16 protein-coding genes are annotated in these 20,452 nt (G+C 66.5%); 7 read left to right on the plus strand and 9 right to left on the minus strand.

The window, feature by feature from the left end; genetic code table 11:
* Positions 1-14 precede the first annotated feature (14 nt).
* The 4 genes from prmC (at position 15) to CTR55_RS20620 (ending at position 3,012) form a co-directional block, all read left to right on the plus strand.
* Complete coding sequence (prmC, locus tag CTR55_RS20605; protein WP_296288884.1) at positions 15-845, plus strand: peptide chain release factor N(5)-glutamine methyltransferase; 831 nt, start codon at positions 15-17, stop codon at positions 843-845.
* The gene (locus tag CTR55_RS20610) at positions 839-1,594 is read left to right on the plus strand and encodes a molybdopterin-synthase adenylyltransferase MoeB (RefSeq protein WP_296288886.1); all 756 of its coding nucleotides are present in this window, start codon (positions 839-841) and stop codon (positions 1,592-1,594) included. Before prmC ends, CTR55_RS20610 begins: the two co-directional genes overlap by 7 nt.
* On the plus strand, positions 1,587-2,381 hold the full coding sequence (gene murI, locus CTR55_RS20615; RefSeq protein WP_296288888.1) for a glutamate racemase: 795 nt from the start codon (positions 1,587-1,589) through the stop codon (positions 2,379-2,381). The genes CTR55_RS20610 and murI overlap by 8 nt, the downstream gene beginning before the upstream one ends.
* 109 nt (positions 2,382-2,490) lie before the next feature.
* A complete protein-coding gene (locus tag CTR55_RS20620; protein WP_296288890.1) occupies positions 2,491-3,012 on the plus strand; it encodes an acyloxyacyl hydrolase in 522 nt (173 codons plus the stop codon).
* 179 nt (positions 3,013-3,191) lie between these two features.
* On the opposite strand, the gene phrB is transcribed toward CTR55_RS20620, so the two are convergent.
* The 4 genes from phrB to CTR55_RS20640 all read right to left on the minus strand — a co-directional run bounded on the left by phrB (position 3,192) and on the right by CTR55_RS20640 (position 7,692).
* Positions 3,192-4,619, minus strand: a complete 1,428-nt coding sequence (gene phrB, locus CTR55_RS20625; protein ID WP_296288891.1) for a deoxyribodipyrimidine photo-lyase — start codon at positions 4,617-4,619, stop codon at positions 3,192-3,194.
* On the minus strand, positions 4,616-5,566 hold the full coding sequence (locus tag CTR55_RS20630) for a MerR family transcriptional regulator (RefSeq protein WP_296288892.1): 951 nt from the start codon (positions 5,564-5,566) through the stop codon (positions 4,616-4,618). The genes phrB and CTR55_RS20630 overlap by 4 nt, the downstream gene beginning before the upstream one ends.
* 31 nt (positions 5,567-5,597) lie before the next feature.
* Positions 5,598-6,557, minus strand: a complete 960-nt coding sequence (locus CTR55_RS20635) for a DUF523 and DUF1722 domain-containing protein (RefSeq protein WP_296288894.1) — start codon at positions 6,555-6,557, stop codon at positions 5,598-5,600.
* A gap of 151 nt (positions 6,558-6,708) precedes the next feature.
* The gene (locus CTR55_RS20640; RefSeq protein ID WP_296288895.1) at positions 6,709-7,692 is read right to left on the minus strand and encodes an NAD(P)/FAD-dependent oxidoreductase; all 984 of its coding nucleotides are present in this window, start codon (positions 7,690-7,692) and stop codon (positions 6,709-6,711) included.
* Positions 7,693-7,986: 294 nt separating this feature from the next.
* Between CTR55_RS20640 and CTR55_RS20645 the strand changes: the two genes are divergently transcribed.
* The 3 genes from CTR55_RS20645 to CTR55_RS20655 all read left to right on the plus strand — a co-directional run bounded on the left by CTR55_RS20645 (position 7,987) and on the right by CTR55_RS20655 (position 11,774).
* The gene (locus tag CTR55_RS20645; protein ID WP_296288897.1) at positions 7,987-8,892 is read left to right on the plus strand and encodes a TIGR01777 family oxidoreductase; all 906 of its coding nucleotides are present in this window, start codon (positions 7,987-7,989) and stop codon (positions 8,890-8,892) included.
* A gap of 136 nt (positions 8,893-9,028) precedes the next feature.
* Entirely contained in the window at positions 9,029-10,051 is a 1,023-nt protein-coding gene (hemH, locus tag CTR55_RS20650) for a ferrochelatase (protein WP_296288898.1), read from the plus strand.
* Between the two features lie 358 nt (positions 10,052-10,409).
* Complete coding sequence (locus CTR55_RS20655; protein ID WP_296288900.1) at positions 10,410-11,774, plus strand: MFS transporter; 1,365 nt, start codon at positions 10,410-10,412, stop codon at positions 11,772-11,774.
* Positions 11,775-11,959: 185 nt separating this feature from the next.
* Here CTR55_RS20655 and CTR55_RS20660 read toward each other — a convergent pair whose 3' ends face one another.
* The 5 genes from CTR55_RS20660 to CTR55_RS20680 form a co-directional block, all read right to left on the minus strand.
* The gene (locus CTR55_RS20660; protein ID WP_296288901.1) at positions 11,960-15,016 is read right to left on the minus strand and encodes a multidrug efflux RND transporter permease subunit; all 3,057 of its coding nucleotides are present in this window, start codon (positions 15,014-15,016) and stop codon (positions 11,960-11,962) included.
* 86 nt (positions 15,017-15,102) lie between these two features.
* Entirely contained in the window at positions 15,103-16,224 is a 1,122-nt protein-coding gene (locus CTR55_RS20665; protein ID WP_296288902.1) for an efflux RND transporter periplasmic adaptor subunit, read from the minus strand.
* A 489-nt stretch (positions 16,225-16,713) separates the two neighbouring features.
* Positions 16,714-17,808: a DUF1513 domain-containing protein gene (locus tag CTR55_RS20670; RefSeq protein WP_296288904.1), complete on the minus strand. Its 1,095-nt coding sequence runs from the start codon at positions 17,806-17,808 to the stop codon at positions 16,714-16,716.
* 24 nt (positions 17,809-17,832) lie between these two features.
* A complete protein-coding gene (locus tag CTR55_RS20675) occupies positions 17,833-18,894 on the minus strand; it encodes an imelysin family protein (RefSeq protein WP_296288905.1) in 1,062 nt (353 codons plus the stop codon).
* A 15-nt stretch (positions 18,895-18,909) separates the two neighbouring features.
* On the minus strand, positions 18,910-20,334 hold the full coding sequence (locus CTR55_RS20680) for a di-heme oxidoredictase family protein (protein ID WP_296288906.1): 1,425 nt from the start codon (positions 20,332-20,334) through the stop codon (positions 18,910-18,912).
* Positions 20,335-20,452: the final 118 nt, after the last annotated feature.

The raw sequence follows: 20,452 nt of genomic DNA on the forward strand, positions 1-20,452 counted from the left end.
GAGAACGACAGACCATGGCAACCATCATGACCCTGCTCAACGAAGCGCAACTGCCGGACTCGCCCAGCGCGCGCCTGGATGCCGAGTTGCTGCTCGCCGCCGCGTTGGGCAAGCCGCGCAGCTTCCTGCGCACCTGGCCCGAGCGCGTGGTCAGCCGCGAGGCCAACGATCTGTTCGACAGTTTCCTGGCCCGCCGGGTGGCCGGCGAGCCGGTGGCCTATATCCTGGGCCGCCAGGGCTTCTGGAGCCTGGACCTGGAAGTGGCATCGCACACCCTGATCCCGCGCCCGGATACCGAGCTGCTGGTGGAGACGGCGCTGGCGCTGCTGCCGGCCTCGCCCTCGCGCGTGCTCGACCTGGGCACCGGCACCGGCGCCATCGCCCTCGCGCTGGCGTGCGAACGCCTGAGCTGGCAGGTGCTGGGCGTCGACCGCATTCCCGAGGCTGTGGCACTGGCCGAACGCAACCGCGAGCGTCTGCGCCTGGCCAACGTCGCCTTCCGCGCCAGCCACTGGTTCTCCGCGGTAGAGGGCGAGCGCTTCTTGCTGATCGTCAGCAATCCGCCCTACATCCCCAGCACCGACCCGCACCTCCAGCAGGGTGATGTGCGCTTTGAACCGTCGAGCGCGCTGGTCTCCGGGCCCGACGGGCTGGACGACATCCGCCTGATCATCGAACAGGCGCCTAACCATCTGGAGAAGGGCGGCTGGCTGATGATCGAACATGGCTTCGATCAACCCGCCGCCGTGCGCGACCTGCTGCTGGGCCGTGGTTTCAGCGCGGTGGAAAGTCGCCGCGACCTGGGCGGCCATGAGCGCATCAGCCTGGGACAATGGACATGCTGACCGACAACGAACTGCTGCGTTACAGCCGGCAGATCCTCCTGCCGCAGATCGACGTCGACGGCCAGCTGCGTCTGAAGGACAGCCGCGTGCTGATCGTCGGCCTCGGCGGCCTGGGCGCCCCGGTGGCGCTGTACCTGGCCGCTGCCGGCGTCGGCGAGCTGCACCTGGCGGACTTCGACACGGTCGACCTGACCAACCTGCAACGGCAGATCATCCACGGCACCGACAGCGTCGGCGTGGGCAAGGTGGACTCCGCCATCGCCCGCCTGACCGCGCTGAATCCGGACGTGAAGCTGGTCGCCCATCGCCAGGCGCTGGACGCCGATTCCCTCGACGCCACCGTGGCTGCGGTGGACCTGGTGCTGGACTGCTGCGACAACTTCGGCACCCGCGAAGCGGTGAACGCCGCCTGCGTCGCCGCGAAGAAACCGCTGGTGAGCGGCGCTGCCATACGCCTGGAAGGGCAGCTCTCGGTGTTCGACCCGCGCCGCGAGGAGAGCCCCTGCTACCACTGCCTCTATGGCCACGGCAGCGAAGCCGAACTGACCTGTAGCGAGGCCGGCGTGGTCGGCCCGCTGGTGGGGCTGGTGGGCAGCCTGCAGGCACTGGAAGCACTGAAGCTGCTGGCCGGTTTCGGCGATCCGCTGGTGGGCCGCCTGCTGCTGATCGACGCCCTCGGCACGCGCTTCCGCGAGCTGCGGGTCAAGCGCGATCCGCAGTGCGCCGTGTGCGGAGCCAAGCATGGCTGATGCCGCGCCGATCGGCGTGTTCGATTCCGGTGTGGGTGGCCTCAGCGTCCTCCACGAAATCCGGGCGCGGCTTCCCCATGAATCCCTGATCTACCTTGCCGACTGCGGCCATGTGCCCTACGGCGAGAAAACCCCCGAGTACATCCGTGCGCGTTGCCGCGCCATCGCCGAGTTCCTCCTGACCCGTGGCGCCAAGGCGCTGGTGCTGGCCTGCAACACGGCCACCGCCGCCGCCGCTGCCGACCTGCGCGAGCTTTATCCCCAGCTGCCCATCGTCGCCATGGAGCCAGCCGTGAAGCCGGCGGCGGAAGCGACGCGCAGCGGCGTGGTCGGTGTGCTCGCCACCACTGGCACGCTGAAGAGCGCGCGTTTCGCCGCCTTGCTGGATCGCTTCGCCAGCGATGTACGGGTCATCACCCAGCCTTGCCCGGGGCTGGTGGAGCGCATCGAACTGGGCGACCTGAACGGGCCGCAGACCCGTGAGCTGCTGAGAGGTTACGTGGCACCGCTGCTGGCCGAGGGATGCGACACGCTGATCCTGGGCTGTACCCATTACCCTTTCCTGCGCCCGCTGCTGCGTGAACTGGTGCCGGCGGACGTTTCGCTGATCGATACCGGTGCCGCCGTGGCCCGTCAGCTTGAGCGCCTGTTACAGGCGCGCGGGATGCTGGGCGAGGGGGCTGCAAAGAAAACTGAGCTCTGGACCAGTGGGGCAGTCGAAGGACTTGAGCGGGTTTTGCCGGTGCTCTGGGGCACTGAAGAGCCCGTCAGTTTCTTCCCTGGCTGAGAAAAATGGCTCTCTATTTTGCTCTGTCAGCAGATGCTGACAAATGGCCTTATAATCGCCAGCTATTCGCGGGGATTTTTCATTCAGCTTTCTAATAAAGGACGTTTCGATGAAGAAACTGCTCTCGCTTGCCGCTGTGGCAGCTTTGACTCTGGGGCATCTTGTCTCCGCACAGGCCGCTGGCTTGACCGGCGCCGTCGGTTTCACCGGGCAGAACACCATGACCTACCGTCTGGGCCTGGGCTTCGACTGGGACAAGAGCTGGTGGGAAAGCTCCACCGGACGCCTGACCGGATACTGGGACGCGGGCTACACCTACTGGGAAGGTGGTGATGAAGCCAGCGGCCGCCACTCGCTGTCCTTCAGCCCGGTGTTCGTCTACGAGTTCTCTGGCGAGACAGTCAAACCTTTCGTCGAGGCCGGCATCGGTGTTGCCCTGTTCAGCGGTTCTCGTGTCAGCGACCAGAACCTGGGTGGCGCCTTCAACTTCGAGGATCGCCTGGGCGTCGGCCTGCGCTTCGGTGAAGGCCAGGCGCTGGGTCTGCGCGCCATGCACTACTCCAACGCCGGCATCAGCCAGCCGAACGACGGTATCGAATCCTACAGCCTCTATTACACGCATCCGCTGTAACAGAGCGCTGACAAAAAAGCCGGGCCCTGGGCCCGGCTTTTTTGTGCCTGCGGGTTTGGCTCATTCCTACAGGATGACTTCGTCGTAGGATGGTGTGGAGCGAAGCGATACCCATCAATCCAGCGGGCACCGATCATGATGGGTATCGCAAGCTCCACCCATCCTACGAAGAGCTGACCTCAGCGGGCGGCGGAGAGGTTCTTGAACGCTTCCAGCGCCCGTTCCCGCGTGGCCGAGAGATCGCACATCGGTTGTGGATAACGCTCCGCGCCGAACAGCCCGAGCTTCGACGGATCATGCATCGCCCGGCCCTGCAGCCCGGCCAGCTCCGGCAGCCAGCGATGGATGAAGCGGCCATCCGGATCGAAGCGCTCGGACTGCGAGATCGGATTGAAGAGGCGGAAATAGGGCACCGCGTCGGTGCCGGTGGAAGCGCTCCACTGCCAGCCGCCGTTGTTCGCCGCCAGGTCGCCGTCGATCAGGTGGCGCATGAACCAGCGTTCGCCCTCGCGCCAGTCGATCAGCAGGTTCTTGGTGAGGAACATCGCCACCACCATGCGCAGACGGTTATGCATCCAGCCGGTGGCGAGCAACTGGCGCATGGCGGCGTCGATGATCGGGAAGCCGGTGCGGCCCTGCTGCCAGTCTTCCAGATCCTTCTGGTCGTAGCGCCACTTGAGCTTCTCGGTGTCTTCGCGGAAGGCTCGGTGCCGGCTGACGCGCGGGAAACCGACCAGGATGTGTTTGTAGAACTCGCGCCAGAGCAGCTCGTTGATCCAGCTGACCGCGCCACTGTTGCCGGTTTCGAACTCGCCGTGGTTGTTCGCCAGCGCCGCGTGCAGGCACTGCCGCGGCGACAGCACACCGGCGGCCAGGTAGGGCGAGAGGCGGCTGGTGCCGTCGCGCGCGGGGAGGTCGCGGGTGTCCTGGTAGGTCTTGAGGATTTCGTCGGTGAACAACTCCATGCGCTCGTGCGCCGCCGCTTCGCCTGCGGGCCATTCCTCGCGCAGTTCGGCTGTCGGTGTCTCGAAGCCTTCCACCCGCTCCGGCACCACGTCGCTGGTGATATCCAGCTTCTGCTGTGCGCGGGGCGCCGGCAGCAAGCGAGGCACGCCGAGGTTCAGGCGTTCGTAGCAGACCTTGCGGAATTGGCTGTAGACCTGGAAGTAGGTGCCGCCCTTGGTAAGAATCGTGCCGGGCGTAAAGAACAACTGGTCGAGGTGGCTGCGCAGGCGGATGCCGTCGCGCTCCAGCGCTTTCTCCACGGCGGCGTCGCGGGCGGACTCGTTGACGCCGTACTCCTCATTGACGTGCACCGTCTCGATGTCCAGCTCGCGGCAGAGTTGGGCGATGACGTCGGGGGCTTGGTCCCAGAGGTCCGTCGTGCGGATCAGCAGTGGGACGTGCAGCTTGTCGAGGCTGGCGCGCAGCTCACGCAGGTTGCGCAGCCAGAAGTCGACCTTGCACGGCGCGTCGTCGTGGCGCTGCCACTGGCCGGGGCTGAGCAGGTAGCAGACGATCACCGGGCCACGTTCGGCGGCGGCGTGCAGGGCGCTGTTATCACGCAGACGCAGGTCGCTGCGCAGCCAGACGAGTTGGCGTTTCATGCGGCCTCCCCGTTGAGCAGGTGCAGTTCGCGCAGCCGTTCGAACGCGGCGACCGGGTCGCTGGCCAGGTGCAGCGGCGGTTCGGCGATGGCCAGTTCCTGCAGCGCATCGGGGTGGATGGCGGTGGCGGGCCCGGCCAGCAGGCGTGGGCAATCGACGCCGGCCAGCAGCCGGGGCAGCTGCAACAGGTTCAGCGTGCGGCTGGAGTAGAGCAGCACGGCGCGCGGTTGCAGGCGCTCCACCGCCAGTGCCAGTTCACCGGGCGGCAAGGGCCAGTCGAAGATTTCCAGCGGGCAACCGGCGCTGCTGGCCAGCCAGGCGGTAAGCCACAGGCCCGGCTCCAGCGGCAGGCCGGACTGGTTCACCAGAAGCAGTGGAGCGCCGCGCTGCTGGCGGTTGTGATGGTAGAGGCGGGTACCGAACTTGGTGCGCAGCCAGGTGTGGAAGAACACCCGCTCCAGCTGCGCGCCGAACTGGCCCTGCCAGCGCCGCTCCAGTTCCTCCAGCAGGGGCAGCATCAGCTGTTCGCAGAGGGTTTGCGCGGGGTAGATCGCCAGCGCGCCGTTGAACAGCTCGTCCAGCTGGCGTTCGTTGATCCGGCCGATGGCGGCGATGCAGTGCTGGCGCAGGTCGCCCCAGGGCGAGGCGGTGGTTTCCAGTGGTGGCGGCGCGTCTTCGTCGAGCAGAGCGCGGATCTTGCTCACCGCCACGCCCCGGCCGAGCCAGGTGAGGATGGCCTGGATGCGCGCGATCTGCGCTTCGGAGTAGAGGCGGTGGCCCTTGGGCGTGCGTTGCGGCACGACCAGGCCGTAGCGGCGCTCCCAGGCGCGCAGGGTGACCGGGTTGACGCCGGTGCGCCGGGACACTTCGCGGATCGGCAGCCAACCTTCGGCCAGGGCTTGGCGGTAATCGTCGTCCGTTTCGCGGTGAGGGTGGTCGGGATTCATGGGCATCCTTTCAGTACGTCTGATGGCTACGTCAGATGGCATTGCGCAGGCTCAGGTCTTCGGGGTGTGGTTGCAGGTAGGCCTGGGCATCGATGTAGGGGTGCGGGTGCCGGCGGAAGTGGTGCTTGAGCAGGGTCAGCGGCACCACCAGCGGGATCACGCCCTCGCGATACTGGTCGATCAGATGCTGCATCTCGGCCTTCTCGGTGGAGGGCAGGTCGTGTTTGAGGTAGCCGGCCAGGTGCTGCAGCACGTTGCTGTGGGTGCCACGGGTGGCGCAGGTACCCAGCGCCTGCATGAAGTCGCGGAAGTACGCCGGGGCGAAGTCTTCCAGCGGCTGGTCGGCGATCTTCGCCAGGCGCTGGCCGAGGGCGCTGTACTGGCGCGGGTTGTGCGCCATCAGCTGATACTTGTAGCGGGAGTGGAAGCCGATCACCGCGTGGCGTGTCAGGCCTTCCTCGCAAAGCCGCTGCCAGGCGGCGAAGGCGAACACGCGGGTGAGGAAGTTCTCGCGGATCACCGGGTCGTTGAGCCGGCCTTCTTCTTCCACCGGCAGTTCCGGGCGCTCGGCGCAGAAGGCTTGCGCATACAGCCCGCGTACACCCGGCGGACGCAACTGGCCATCGAAGCGATAGAGCTTCACCCGCTGCAGGCCGCAGGAGGGCGACTGCTGCATGAAGATGTAGCCGCAGATGTCCCGCAGCAGCGCGGCCTGCTGGCGGCCAAAGTCGAGCAGGGCCTCGCTGACGTCGCGGCCACCGTCGCGCTGGATCAGCGCCCTGGGCTCGTTGCGATCGCCGACCAGACGCAGGGTCGGCCGCGGAACGCCGAGGCCGATGGCGACTTCCGGGCACACCGGAGTGAAGTCAAAGTGGTGACTGAGGACGTCCAGGCACAGGTGCGAGGCCTTGTGCCCGCCGTTGTAGCGCACCGGCTCGCCCAGCAGGCAGGCGCTGATGCCGAGCTTGGGGCGAGGTGTGGTGTTGGACATGGTGTCGACCGATTTCTTGTACAGGTAAATTTATTTGTACAACTATCGGCAAGGATAGGCGCAGGCTTGTACAAGTGCAAAGCCTTGTACAAGGGGGCGGCTGAAGTTGGGGCGCTCCGACCTTCTCTGAGTGGAGAAGGTCAGAGGCTGGTCAGAGGTGTTCGAGCAGGCGTCGGGCGGCTTCCAGGCCGCTCAGCCAGGCGCCCTCGACACGGCCGGAGAGGCACCAGTCGCCGCAGGCGTAGATACCCAGGTCGGCATCGGCGAGGGCGCCGAACTGGTGGGCTTCCATGGGCCGGGCGTAGAGCCAGCGGTGGGCGAGGGCGAAGTCGGGGGCGTGGACGGCGCAGCCGATCAGCTCGGCGAAGGCGCCGCGCAGGTGCTCGATCACGCTCTCCTTGGGCAGGTCGATGTGCTGCTTGCTCCAGCCGCTGGCGGCGTGCAGCACCCAGGTGTCGAGCTGTTCGTCGCGGCCCGGCTTGGAGTGATTGCTGGCCAGCCACGACAGCGGACCTTCGTGCACGAAGCAGCCTTGCACGGGAGTGTCCAGTGGTTCGCGGAAGGCCAGGGCGACGGCCCAGCTCGGCTCCATCGGGATGCTCGCGGCGGCGGCGGCCAGTTTCGGCGCGCTGGCCAGCAGAGCGGCGGCCTGGGGTGCGGGCGTGGCCACCAGCACGCGGCTGAACGGGCCGTGGGTCTGGCCCTCGGAGTCCTGCAGGTGCCAGTGTTCCTCACCGCGGAACACTTCGGTGATGCGGCAGGTAAAGGTGACGACCTGGTCCTGCAGTAACGCGCGGGTGATCGCGCTCATGCGCGGGGTGCCGACCCAGCGCGGTTGCTCGTCGGGGGAGGGGCTCAGCTCACCGTCGCGGTACTGGTAGAGGGCCGGGTCCCATTCGGCGACCCAGCCGTGCTCGCGCCATTTCTGCACGGCGTCGAGGAAGCGTCGGTCGCGGGCGGTGAAATACTGCGCACCGAGGTCCAGGGCACCGGCTTCGCTGCGCTTGCTGGCCATCCGGCCGCCGCTGCCGTGGCCCTTGTCGAACAGCTGGACGTCCTGTCCGGCGTCCTGCAGCGCGTGGGCGGCAGAGAGTCCGGCGATACCGGTGCCAATGATGGCAATGGGGGCGCTCATGACATGCCTCGTCGTCTGTATCTTTCAGCGTAACGAGCAGAAGGTTCTTGTACAAATGAAACTATCTGTACACTCTGCGTGACTGCGTTTGGGTGAGTTTCAGCTATCTGCGCTCGTCAACGATAGGAGTCCGATCATCGGAACCTTCGGCGCCGTATCGGTTCATTCAGAGATGAACCCGGCTCAAGGTCCGGCACATACAGCGTAGACCTCGCCGCGGAGGGAGTGTCAATGCAATCGCTTCCCTCTCGTCCAGACTGATGGAAGGTGGAACAACCCAACAAGGAGTTCGCCATGCACATTCTCTTGACCGGCGGCACCGGCCTGATCGGCCGCCGCCTCTGTCGCCAGTGGGGCGCCGAGGGGCATCAGCTCACGGTGCTGAGTCGTCAGCCGCAGCGCGTCGCTTCGCTGTGCGGCGAGGCGGTGCGCGGTATCGCCGACTTCGAGGCCTATGGTGACGGCCCGCTGGATGCGGTGGTCAACCTGGCCGGCGAGCCCATCGCCGATAAACCCTGGAGCGCCCGGCGCAAGGCCCTGTTGTGGGACAGCCGGGTACGCCTGACCGAGCGCCTGGTGAGCTGGCTGGAAGGCCGCAGCCAGCGCCCGGCGGTACTGATCAACGGCTCGGCGGTCGGCTGGTATGGCGACGCCGGCGAGCGTCCGCTGGAGGAGAACAGCGCGGCAGCCGGCGAGGACTTCGCCAGCGAACTGTGCCTGGCCTGGGAGCAGATCGCCCGCGAGGCCGAAGCCCTGGGCATCCGCGTGGTGCTGGTGCGTACCGGGCTGGTGCTGGCGCCCGAAGGGGGATTCCTCAAGCGCTTGCTGCCGCCGTTCCGCCTGGGCGCCGGCGGGCGACTGGGCGATGGGCGCCAGTGGATGTCGTGGATCCATATCGAAGACCAGATCGCCCTGATCGATTTTCTTTTGCGCAAGGCCGACGCAAGCGGCCCTTACAATGCGTGCGCGCCGCAGCCGGTGCGCAACCGCGACTTCACCCAGGAACTGGGCCAGGCGCTGCACCGGCCGACGCTGATGCCGGTGCCGGGCTTTGCCCTGCGCCTGCTGCTGGGCGAGATGTCCACCCTGCTGCTGGGCGGCCAGCGCATCGTGCCGCAACGCCTGCTGGATGCCGGCTTCGTCTTCCGCTTCCCTCAGTTCAAGGACGCGCTGGCCGACGTGTTGCGCGAAGCTCGCTGAACACCCTGGTCGCCGATGCCCTGCGACATCGGTGACAGGCTTGAAACAGCCTTGAGCGACTCTTGATGGCGCGGGCTGCGTGTAAACTGCGCAGCCCGCACGACGACCTCCTACCGTACCGGTTTAAGGACACTGCATGACCCAAAACGCCCTCCTGCTGGTCAACCTGGGATCACCGGCCTCCACCCAGGTCGAGGACGTGCGCCGCTACCTCGATCAGTTCCTCATGGACCCTTACGTGATCGACCTGCCGTGGCCGATCCGCCGGCTGCTGGTGTCGCTGGTGCTGCGCAAGCGCCCGGAGGAGTCCGCCCACGCCTACGCGTCGATCTGGTGGGATGAGGGCTCGCCGCTGGTCGTGCTCAGCCGTCGTTTGCAGGAGGCGGTCCGGCCGTTCTGGCCGCATGGTCCGGTGGAGCTGGGCATGCGTTATGGCGAACCGTCCATCGAGGGCGCGCTGCTGCGCCTGAGCCAGCAGGGCATCACCCAGGTGACCTTTGCGCCGCTCTATCCGCAGTTCGCCGACAGCACCACCACCACCGCTATCGAGGAAGCCCGCCGGGTGATGCGCGAGCACAACCTCAAGCTGGAGCTGAAGGTGCTGCCGCCGTTCTACGCGGAACCCGAATACCGTCAGGCGCTGGTGGACAGCGTGAAGCCGTATCTGCAACAACCCTACGACCACCTGCTGCTGAGCTTCCACGGCCTGCCCGAGTCGCACATCCGCAAGTTGGTGAAGGACAAGGACCACGACCTCACCGCCAGCTCCAGCCGGGGTGTGCACGAGGAGGTCATGGCTGTCTGTTACCGCAGCCAGTGCCTGCGCACGGCGGAGGACTTCGCCGCTGGCGCCGGGCTGGAAGACGGACGCTGGTCGGTGTCCTTCCAATCGCGCCTGGGTCGCAACAAGTGGATCGAACCCTATACCGAGGCGCAGCTGGACAAGCTCGGCAAGCAGGGCGTGAAGCGCCTGCTGGTGATGTGCCCGGCCTTCGTCGCCGACTGCATCGAGACGCTGGAAGAGATCGGCCAGCGCGGCCAGGAACAGTTCCGCGCGGCAGGTGGTGAAGAGCTGGTGCTGGTGCCCTGCCTGAACGACCAGGAGTTGTGGGCGCGGGCATTGGCGAAGCTTTGCGAGCGGTTGCCTGCCGCAATCTGAGCGCAGTGATGTAGGGCGCATAACGCCTTGGGCGTTATCCGCCATGGAGGATAAAGCGTTCCGCTTTATGCGCCCTACAGGGAAGATCTGCTCTTCGTAGGACCGAGGGGGACGCCCAGTTCTTGCTCGCGAACAAGCTCGCAGGCGGCTCCAGCGCTGGGCGGGTTCGCGAGCAAGCTCGCTCCTACAGGGGGAGACGGCGAAACCCTGCGTCCAATCCCTGACCACCCATTCATCAGCCAACGGCCGACGCGCGCATTCAGAGATTTGATAGTGCGCGCGCGACGCGTTCGCAATGCCTACTCTGCGGGTCTCCCCTTCGCCTTCGCCGCGATTGGCGGCGTATCAGGAGCCCGGCATGAACAACAACAATAACGGCTACCCCTCCAGTGCCGTGGCCTGGTCCACGGTCGCGATCCTCATGGTCGCCTACGTGCTGTCCTTCATCGATCGACAGATTCTCAACCTGCTGGTCGGTCCCATCCGTCGCGACCTGGAGATCAGCGACACGCAGATGAGCCTGCTGATGGGCCTGTCCTTCGCGTTGTTCTACACGCTGTGCGGCATCCCCCTCGGGCGCATGGCCGACAGCCGCAGCCGCCGTGGGCTGATCACCGTCGGCGTGCTGATCTGGAGCGCCATGACCGCCGCCTGCGGCCTGGCCCGCCAGTACTGGCAGTTCCTGCTGTTCCGCGTTGGTGTCGGTGTGGGCGAGGCGGCGTTGTCGCCGGCGGCCTATTCGCTGATCGCCGACAGCTTCCCGGCCCAGCGCCGCGCCACCGCCATCAGCGTCTACTCCATGGGCATCTACCTGGGTTCGGGCCTGGCCTTCCTGCTCGGCGGGCTGGTGATCAAGTTCGCTTCCGCCCAGGGTGACGTGCACCTGCCGATCTTCGGTGAAGTGCGCCCCTGGCAATTGATCTTCCTGATTCTTGGCGCGGCCGGTGTGCTCTTCACCCTGCTGATGCTCGCGGTGAAGGAGCCGACCCGCCGTGGCGTGGGCGCCGGCGTAGTGGTGCCAATGAGCGAAGTGGGCGCCTACCTGCGCGCCAACCGCAAGACCGTGCTCTGCCACAACTTCGGTTTCGCCTGCATCTCCTTCGCCAGCTACGGCAGCGGCGCCTGGGTGCCGACCTTCTTCGTCCGCACCTACGGCTGGGACGCCGGCCACGTGGGCGTGGTGTACGGCAGCATCGTTGCCGTGTTCGGCTGCCTGGGCATCGTCTGCGGCGGCCGTCTGGCCGACTACTGGGCCAAGCGCGGGCGCACCGATGCGAACATGCGTGTGGGCCTGCTGGCGGCCTGCCTGGCGATCCCGCTGAGCCTGGTCTATCCGCTGCTGGACAGCGGCAACGCGGCGGCGGCGATGATGGCGCCGATCGTGTTCTTCCTCAGCATGCCCTTTGGCGTCGCCCCGGCGGCGATCCAGGAAATCATGCCCAACTCCATGCGCGGCCAGGCTTCGGCCATCTACCTGTTCGTGGTCACGCTGCTGGGCCTGGGTATCGGCCCGACTGCCATCGCCCTGGTAACCGACTACGTGTTCGCCGACGACATGGCGCTGCGCTACTCGCTGCTGATCGTCAGCGTGATAGCCCTTGTCGCTGGCGCGCTGCTGCTGGCCAACGGCCTCAAGCCCTACCGCGCGAGCCTGGAGCACCTGAAGAGCTGGAGCCTCAAAGGCGAGAGCGACAGCGGTGCGATGCAGCGCCAGCCGGCGTGAGCTCTTTGTAGGGCCGAGGGGACGCCCAGTCCTTGCTCGCGAACCCAGCCTGACAGGATTCCCATGGCATGAAGCGGTTCGCGAGCAAGCTTGCTCCTACACGGAAGCGTCGCAGCGGAGTTCTCCTGTAGGAGGAGCGCTGTCTCCGAACGATAAAAAAGCCCCGCATCTGCGGGGCTTTTCGTTCAGTGCGCCGGCGCTGGCGCGGTGGCTTCGTCGGGCTTCTTGTCCGGCTTGGCCAGCAGCGTGTACACGCAGGGCAGCACGAACAGGGTGAACAGCGTGCCCACGCTCATGCCGGTGGCGATCACGATGCCGATGTCGAAACGGCTCACCGCGCCGGCGCCGGTGGCGAGCAGCAGCGGGATCACGCCGAGCACCATGGCAGCGGTGGTCATCAGCACCGGGCGCAGGCGAATGGCCGCGGCTTCCTCCACCGCCTCGCGCACCGCCAGCCCGCGCTCTTCGCGCAGCTGGTTGGCGAACTCGACGATGAGGATGCCGTGCTTGCTGATCAGGCCGATCAGCGTCACCAGCCCCACCTGGGTGTAGATGTTCAGGCTCGACAGGCCGAGGAACAACGGGATCAGTGCACCGCAGATCGACAGCGGCACCGTGACCATGATCACCAGCGGGTCGCGGAAGCTCTCGAACTGCGCGGCCAGCACCAGGAAGATCACCGCCAGCGCCAGGGCGAAGGTGATCATCAGCGCGCTGCCTTCCTGCACGAACTGCCGCGAGGCGCCGGCGTAGTCGAAGGAGAAGCCGCGCGGCGATTCCTGCTCGGCGATGCCGCGCACGGTGTCGATGGCCTCGCCCATGCTGACCATCGGCACGCCGGAGATGATCGCCGAGTTGAGCTGCTGGAACTGGTTGAGCTGGCGCGGGCGGGCGCGCTCGTGGAAGGTCACCAGGGTCGACAGCGAGATCAGCTGGCCGCTCTGGCTCTTCACGTAGTAGTTGTTCAGCCAGCTCGGGTTGTCGCGGTAGGCGCGCTCGACCTGGGCGATCACCTTGTAGCTGCGCCCGTCGATGGTGAAGCGGTTGATCTCGCCTTCACCCAGCAGTGCGCCCAGCGACACGCCCAGGTCCTGCATGGTGACACCCATCTGCGCGGCCTTGGCGCGGTCGATGTCGACCACCAGTTCGGGCTTGTCGAAGGCCAGGTCGAGGTCGAGGAAGGCGAACTTGCCCGACTCTTCCGCGCGCTTCTTCACCCGCTCGGCCACCTGCAGCAGCGACTGGTAGTCGCTGGCGGTGTTGATCACGAACTGGAACGGCAGGCCCTCGCCGGTGCCTGGCAGCGACGGCAGGTTGAAGCCGAAGATCTGCAGGCCGGGGATCTTGTCCAGCTCGCCCTGCACCGCCTGCAGCAGTTCCATCTGGCTGCGCTCGCGTTCGTCCCAGGGCTTGAGCAGCATGCCGCCGATGCCGGTCTGCACGCCGTTGTAGCCGTTGATCTGGAACGCGGAATAATACTCGGGGAACTTGCGGAAGATGCCCTCGAACTCGGCGGTGTACTTCGACAGGTAGTCGAGGTTCGCGGTCTGCGGCGCGTTGGCCATGATGAAGACGATGCCCTGGTCTTCCTCCGGCGCCAGTTCCTTGTGGGTGAACATCATCAGCAGCGGGATGATCGCCAGCACCAGCAGGGCGAAGACGATCACCACCGGGCGGCTGTTCAGCGTGCCGTGCAGGGCGCGCTGGTAGCGCTGCTTGAGGCCTTCGAAGATCAGGTCCAGGCGATGGGCCAGGCCGCTGGGGTTTTCGTCGTGGCGCAGCAGGCGCGAGCACATCATCGGCGACAGGGTCAGGGCGACGATGCCCGAGATGATCACCGCGCCGGCCAGGGTGAAGGCGAACTCCTTGAACAGCGCGCCAGTGAGGCCGCTGAGGAAGCCGATGGGGGCGTACACGGCGGCCAGGGTGATGGTCATGGTCACCACCGGCACAGCGATTTCCCGCGCGCCCTCGATGGCGCCCTGGTACGGCGACTTGCCCTCCTCGATGTGCCGGTGGATGTTCTCCACCACCACGATGGCATCGTCCACCACCAGGCCGATGGCGAGCACCATCGCCAGCAGGGTCAGCAGGTTGATCGAGTAGCCCATCATCTGCATGAAGAACAGCACGCCGATCATCGACAGCGGGATGGTCACCACCGGGATGATCACCGAGCGGAACGCGCCGAGGAACAGGAACACCACCACGATGACGATCAGGATCGCCTCGCCCAGGGTCTTCACCACCTCGTCGATGGAGGCCTGGATGAAGCGCGTGGCGTCGTAGGCGATGGAGACCTGCAGGCCCGGTGGCAGCTGCTCTTCCAGCTCCGGCATCTTGGCGCGGACTTCCTTGATCACGTCCAGCGGGTTGGAGCTGGGCGTGCCCTTGATGCCGATGTACACCGAGGGGATGCCGTTGAACGAGCTGACCGCGTCGTAGCTCGCCGCGCCCAGTTCGATGCGCGCCACGTCACCCATCAGCACGCGGCGGTCGCCGACGGTCTTCAGCGGAATGGCGGCGAAGGCCTCGGGGGATTTCAGGTCGGTGGAGGCGTTCACCGAGGTGACCACCAACTCGCCCTTCACCTCGCCGGCGGCGGACAGGTAGTTGTACTCGCGCACGGCGCTGGCCACATCACCGGCGGTGATGCCGTAGGCGGCCATCTTCACCGGGTCCAGCCACAGGCGCATGGCGAACACCTGGTTGCCGAGGATCTCGGCTTCGGAGATGCCCGGCAGGGTGGCGAGCTTGGGCTGGATCACCCGCGACAGGTAGTCGGTGATCTGCGGGTTGTTCATCTGCTCGCTGAAGAAGCTGATGTACATCAGCGCCGAGGCGTCGGCGGCCTCCTTGTCCAGCACCGGGTCTTCCGCGTCGGGCGGCAGCTGGGTCTTCACCTCGCCGATCTTCGACAGCAGCTCGGTCACCAGGCGATCGGAGTTGGCGCCGATGTGCGCATAGATCGAGATCACCGAGTAGTTCTGCCGGCTCACCGAGGTCATGTAGTCGATGCCTTCGGCGCTGGCGAGGCTCTGCTGCAGCGGCTGGGTGATGTAGCCCTGGATGGTTTCGGCGTTGGCGCCGGCATAGAAGGTGGTGACGGTGATCAGCGCGTTTTCCATCTGCGGATATTCGCGGATCACCAGCTTGCTGAAGGCCTGCATGCCGAGCAGGACGATCAGCAGGCTGACCACGGTCGCCAGCACCGGGCGACGGATAAAGGGATCGGTGAACATAGGCTCAATCCTTTGTTTCGGGCGCCGGCCGCTGTGCGGCAGGGCCTGTGGGCGGGCGCTGAATCAGCGCCGCGCCGCCTGTGCGATTAGGGCTTGTCCGGGACGATGGCGACGGCGGTGCCGTTGTCCAGCTTGAGCTGGCCGGAGGTCACCACCTGCTCGCCGGCCTTCAGGCCCTCGAGAATCACCACGCTGCCTTCGCGGCGCTCGCCGGTCTTCACGAAGCGGCGTTCGACTTCCAGCTTCGGAGCCTTGTCGTCGGCCTTGGTGTCTTCCGCCTTTTCGCCTTCTTTAGGCTTGTGCGGCACCACCACGTAAACCGAATTGCCATACAGGGTGAAGGCCACGGCGGTTTCCGGGACGACGACGCGCGGCGCGCTGTCTGGCAGTTGCACTTCCAGGTTGGCGAACATGCCCGGCAGCAGCTTGCCGTCGGGGTTGGCCATGCTGGCGCGGACCAGCAGGTTGCGTGTCTGGTTGTCCACGCGCGGGCTGATGGCGTCGATCTGCGCGTCGAAGCTCTGGCCCGGATAGGCCGCCACGCGCACCACGACTTTCTGCCCGCGCTTGAGCAGCGGGAAGTCCTGTTCGGGCAGGAAGAAGTCCACCTGCAGGGTGGAAAGGTCCTGCAGGGTGACGATCTCGGTGCCCGGGGAAACGTAGTCGCCGACGTCCACCTGGCGGATGCCGATGGTGCCGGAGAAGGGCGCGAGGATGCGCTTCTTGTCCAGGCTCGCTTTCAGCTGCGCGACGGTGGCGGTGGAGCGATTCAGCTGGGCGGCGAGGCGGTCGTACTCGCTCTTGGAGATGGCCTGGCGGCCCACCAGGCTCTTGCCGCGCTCGTACTCGACCTGGGCCAGGCCGAGGTCCGCCTCGGCCGTGCGCAGGGTGGCCTGTTCGACGTCGGATTCGAGCTGAACGACGGGTTGGCCGACCTTGATCTTCTCGCCGGAAACGAACTGCACCGCGCTGACGGTGCCGGACACTTCGGCGGTCAGGGTCACGCCCTGGATCGCGCGCAGGGTGCCGATGGCTGCCAGTCGGCTCTGCCAGTCGCGTTCCTCGGCCTGGGTGGCGTTCACGCTCACCGGCGGGCGCGGTGCCGAGAACATGGCGATCTGTTGGGTGATGGAGAGGTATTTCGAGCCGGCGAGCACCGCAACGATGACGGCAACTACGCCCAGCATGATCAGCATGCGGCGCAACATCTTCCTGTTCCTTGGTACGTGCCTGGCAGCTATCGGGCGCGATCGCTCGCCCACTATTCACTGGACGGCCTTCCGTTCGCGCAGATGTCGATCAGGCTCTGAAGCCGATACGGGGGACGCCCCGTTGCGGGGCGGAATTGCGCACCTTATGCCTGAAACGGTGGATAGTCAAAGGGCTGCGATTACAAGAGGTTTCGCACGAAAAGTAAGGTTGTTTGCGGCAGATGTGCGCTGGATCGGTGCAGCAGGACGTTCCTCCATGCCGGTCCCCGGTCGGGCAGGGGCAACTGTCTTTCTCTGAAAGTCCGTGCCTGGAATTTCCCTCTCCCTTCAGGGAGAGGGCTGGGGGGAGGGGCGCGCTGTGCAGAAGGCTTTCCGGGTAGGAGCGGATTCATCCGCGATCGATTTACCGGCCGCTCCGAGCGTGGTGGTCGAACATCGCGGACGGAGTCTGCTCCTACGCCAGCAGGTGATTTCCCGGCAAGTCGTTCAGGCCAGGTGCAGGTGGTTGTCCCAGAAGGCCGCGGGCAGGTCCAGCGGGGTGCCGGCGATGCGCTCGCCGCGGCAGTCATAGACGCGGCAGCGGCCCTGGCCGGAGGTGACGACGAAGCCGTCCTTCACCGCGCCGACGCCGGCGCAGTCGGGCAGCGGCGCGTCGAGGCGCACGGCGCCGGTGTCCAGGTCCCAGATGAAGAAGCGATTGCCGCGCGGAGCGGTCAGGGCGACCAGGCGCAGGTCGTTGTGCACGGCGACGCTGGCGGTGTACTGGGTCATCGCCTGACGTTGCTCGTCAGCCAGCGGGAAGGCCTGGAACGGCTGGCCGGGGCGCTTGATGGCGAGCAGGTCGGCACGGTCGTGGGCATCGCCCATGTACTGCTGGCCGGCGACGATGGTGCCGTCCGCAGCGATGGCCAGGTGGCGCACGCTGTTCATCTGCTGCGGCAGGGTTTCCTTGGAGATCAGCGAACCGTCGCGGCGCATGAGCACCAGGCTCGGCTCCATGGCGTCGAGGTTCATCTCCACGCGACTTTCGGCTTCGGTGCGGATGCCGCCGTTGGCCACCACCAGGGTCTCGCCGTCGGGCATCCAGGACACCTGGTGCGGGCCGAGGCCGTGGGTGGAAACCTCGCCGGTGTGGCTCAGGCGCTCTCCGTCGAAACGGTACACGCCGAGCAGGCCGCGGCCCGGATCGGTGGCGTCGTTCTCGGTGGCGTAGAGCCACTCGCCGTCCTTGTGCCACACGCCGTGGCCGTAGAAGTGGCGGTCGGTCTGCGAGTCGAGGGTCTGCAGCAGACGGCCGTCGTTCAGGTCGATGAGGTAGCTGTGCCGGCCCGGACGCCGGGCGACGAACAGCGCCAGCGGCAGGCTGGGGTGCTGCACCACGTCGTGGCAGCGCAGGCCGACTTCGGTGGCGAAGGCGCAACTGCCGTCCAGCCGATAGCCCACGGCGTAGTGCTTGCCATCCGCGTCGTCACGGGCGGACAGCACCAGAGGCTCCTTGCCCTTGCGTGACAGCGTCCAGCCGCCGAAGGTCAGGGCGCCGAGCAGCAGGCTGCCCAGGCCGATCACGTGACGTCGCAACATGGCGTTCACCTCGTTCGCTCTCGATCAATCGCCGTCGTTGGCGTTGAAGCCCAGCTGTACACCGAGGGCCTTCGCCAGGTCGCTCTCGTGCAGGCGGTGGACGACGTTGAGGCTGTCGTACAGCTCGTTCAGTTGCTTGATGCCGGCTTCGTCCTTGAGCAGGTCGCTGAGCGGCTGGTTGATGGCTTTCAGCTTGCCGTGGACGTCGGCGTAGGCCGCGTCGATCTTGCCGGCCAGCTCTTTCTGTTCGGCCGGCAGCAGGGCGCGCAGGCCCTTGTTGTCAGTGCCGTTCCACAGCGCCTGGGCGCCGGTCAGGCTGGAGTCCAGGCTCGCCAGGGAGGCGTCGCTGCGCCAGCCTTCGGCCTGGAACGGCTGCGGGATGCCCTTGCTCTGGCGGCCCAGCGGGGTGCCGAGTTTCTTCTTCAGCATGTCCAGTGCGGTGACCTGCACGCGCAGCAGCTCGGCGATGGCCTCGTGGGCATCGGCGTAGCGCTCGTTGGGGAACTTGGAGAGCTGGGCGAGCATGCCGCCGTCCTGCTTCCACTGCGCCAGGATGTTCTCCGCCAGGGCCTGCTGGTGGCTGCCAATGGCTTCCAGCAGCGGGCAGTAGCGCGCCTTGGTCTCGGCGTTGGCCAGGTCGATCCTGGCGTCGTAGAGGATGTATTCGTAGGCGGTCAGGCCCTGCACCACGACGCTGGACTTATCCAGGGTCGCCGGGGAAATCGCGTTGCCGCTGCCCAGCAGTTGCTCGACCTGACGCGCCACCAGGTTCTTCTTGTCCGGCCAGAACTGTACCTGCCAGGAGCGGTTGCCTTCGGCCAGCGGGCCGACCAGCAGCGGCTGCAGCTCGGCCCAGGCCTTCTGCGCGGCCATGAAGTCGGCGCGCGCCTTGGTCAGGTCTTCCTTGCCCTGGCAGTAGGCCAGGGCGCTGGCGGCCAGCGCGCGGTCGGCGTCGACCCAGCGGCTGTAGGTCGGCAGGATCACCTGCTGGGCCAGGGTGGCGCTGGTGGTGGCCTGCGGGTCGGTGGGCGAGCAGGCGCCCAGGGCGATGGCGAGGCTGGTGATCAGCAGTCGGGGGCGGAACATGGTGGGCTCGGCTCCTTAGAGTGAGTTCAGGAACGCCAGCAGGGCATCGCGCTGCCCGGCGTCGAAATTCAGTACGCGTTGCCTGGCCGCTTCGGCTTCGCCGCCATGCCAGAGCACGGCTTCGAGCAGGTTGCGGGCGCGGCCGTCATGCAGGAACTGGGTGTGGCCGTTGACCGTCTCGGTCAGGCCGATGCCCCACAGCGGCGCCGTGCGCCAGTCGCGGCCGCTGGCGAGAAATTCCGGGCGATTGTCCGCTAGTCCCTCGCCCATGTCATGCAGCAGCAGGTCGCTGTACGGGCGGATGAGCTGGTTGGCCAGCTCGGGCTCGGCGGCATTGGCGGCGGTGGTGAATTTGGGCGTGTGGCAGCTGGCGCAGCCGGTGTCGAAGAACAGGCCTTTGCCGGTGAGTACCTGCGGGTCGTCGACCTTGCGCCGCGCCGGTACGGCGAGGTTGCGGGCGTAGAAGGCGACCTGGTTGAAGATGTGCTGGCTGACTTCCGGCTTGCCGCCGTCGATGGCTTTCAGGCAGTCGACCTGGGTTTTGGTGCAGTCGTCGCTGGGCAGCAGGTCGCTGGTCAGGCCCATGTCGCCGGAGAAGGCGTGGGCGTTCTGCTGGGCGACGTTGGGTTGCCCGGCCTTCCAGCCGAAGCGGCCGAGGACGGTTGCCTGCTTCGCGTCGTCCCAGACCTGGTTCGGGCGGCCATGAATGCCGTCGCCGCCTTTGGCCTGGAGTTCGGCGTTAGCGAGGATGTCCGCTTCGCTGATGGATTCCAGCAGGCCGAGGCCGATCATCGGCGGGGCGATGCGTGCGGAGAACAGCGTGTCCGGGTGCATCGGGCCGTAGCCCAGGTCGCTGATGCGCAGCTTGGGCTTGCGCAGCTCGACCACGGTGCCGTCCTTGAAGGTGACCTTTACCGGCTCGTAGTCCACTCGCACCTTGCCTTCGGGCGCCACGCCGGGGATGGCCGAATCCTGGAACTGGCCGCCGTACACCGGTTCGGGCACCACGCCCAGGCGCTTGAGCGTGCGTGCATCCTCGGGGCCGGCGGGGATCGACAGGCGCACCAGCATCGACACGGCGTTGACGTCGTTCAGCTCCGGCGGATGGCCGCGGCCGTCCTTGATGTGGCAGTTCTGGCAGGCGTTGGTGTTGAACAGCGGACCGAGGCCGTCACGCGCGGTGGTGGTGCTCGGCGCGATCACCCAGGGGTTGCGGAAGAAGCTGTTGCCCACGCTGAAGTCCAGGCGGCGGCTCGGCGTGAGGTTGCCCGACGGCATGGAGTAGGCGTTGCGGTCGTTCTGCCTGACCGTGGTGGCGCCGCCGGACAGTACTTCGCCAGGCTCGGCCACGGCGTGCTGGGAGGTCTCCGGCTTGCACGCGGCAAGGGCGAGGGCAGACAGCAGCGGCACGAGGCGCAGGGCGGTACGGCGGGGCAGCATCGACGGGTTCCGAAAGCGGTGTATGGCAGCGCGCCATGGTATCAGGGGAGTCAAATGCAAATATGAAAAATTTGTATTTGCGAACGACATCGTTTGCCGTTCTGAAATGACAAAGCCC

It is taken from the genome of Pseudomonas sp., assembly GCF_002796985.1.
In the GTDB taxonomy this organism is placed as follows: Bacteria; Pseudomonadota; Gammaproteobacteria; order Pseudomonadales; family Pseudomonadaceae; genus Pseudomonas.

What these genes read in the sequence shown, in the direction of transcription:
- prmC (WP_296288884.1), top strand. Translation starts at nt 15, where the DNA reads ATGGCAACCATCATGACCCTGCTCAACGAAGCGCAACTGCCGGACTCG.
- CTR55_RS20610 (WP_296288886.1), top strand. Translation starts at nt 839, where the DNA reads ATGCTGACCGACAACGAACTGCTGCGTTACAGCCGGCAGATCCTCCTG.
- murI (WP_296288888.1), top strand. Translation starts at nt 1,587, where the DNA reads ATGGCTGATGCCGCGCCGATCGGCGTGTTCGATTCCGGTGTGGGTGGC.
- CTR55_RS20620 (WP_296288890.1), top strand. Translation starts at nt 2,491, where the DNA reads ATGAAGAAACTGCTCTCGCTTGCCGCTGTGGCAGCTTTGACTCTGGGG.
- phrB (WP_296288891.1), bottom strand. Translation starts at nt 4,619, where the DNA reads ATGAAACGCCAACTCGTCTGGCTGCGCAGCGACCTGCGTCTGCGTGAT.
- CTR55_RS20630 (WP_296288892.1), bottom strand. Translation starts at nt 5,566, where the DNA reads ATGAATCCCGACCACCCTCACCGCGAAACGGACGACGATTACCGCCAA.
- CTR55_RS20635 (WP_296288894.1), bottom strand. Translation starts at nt 6,557, where the DNA reads ATGTCCAACACCACACCTCGCCCCAAGCTCGGCATCAGCGCCTGCCTG.
- CTR55_RS20640 (WP_296288895.1), bottom strand. Translation starts at nt 7,692, where the DNA reads ATGAGCGCCCCCATTGCCATCATTGGCACCGGTATCGCCGGACTCTCT.
- CTR55_RS20645 (WP_296288897.1), top strand. Translation starts at nt 7,987, where the DNA reads ATGCACATTCTCTTGACCGGCGGCACCGGCCTGATCGGCCGCCGCCTC.
- hemH (WP_296288898.1), top strand. Translation starts at nt 9,029, where the DNA reads ATGACCCAAAACGCCCTCCTGCTGGTCAACCTGGGATCACCGGCCTCC.
- CTR55_RS20655 (WP_296288900.1), top strand. Translation starts at nt 10,410, where the DNA reads ATGAACAACAACAATAACGGCTACCCCTCCAGTGCCGTGGCCTGGTCC.
- CTR55_RS20660 (WP_296288901.1), bottom strand. Translation starts at nt 15,016, where the DNA reads ATGTTCACCGATCCCTTTATCCGTCGCCCGGTGCTGGCGACCGTGGTC.
- CTR55_RS20665 (WP_296288902.1), bottom strand. Translation starts at nt 16,224, where the DNA reads ATGTTGCGCCGCATGCTGATCATGCTGGGCGTAGTTGCCGTCATCGTT.
- CTR55_RS20670 (WP_296288904.1), bottom strand. Translation starts at nt 17,808, where the DNA reads ATGTTGCGACGTCACGTGATCGGCCTGGGCAGCCTGCTGCTCGGCGCC.
- CTR55_RS20675 (WP_296288905.1), bottom strand. Translation starts at nt 18,894, where the DNA reads ATGTTCCGCCCCCGACTGCTGATCACCAGCCTCGCCATCGCCCTGGGC.
- CTR55_RS20680 (WP_296288906.1), bottom strand. Translation starts at nt 20,334, where the DNA reads ATGCTGCCCCGCCGTACCGCCCTGCGCCTCGTGCCGCTGCTGTCTGCC.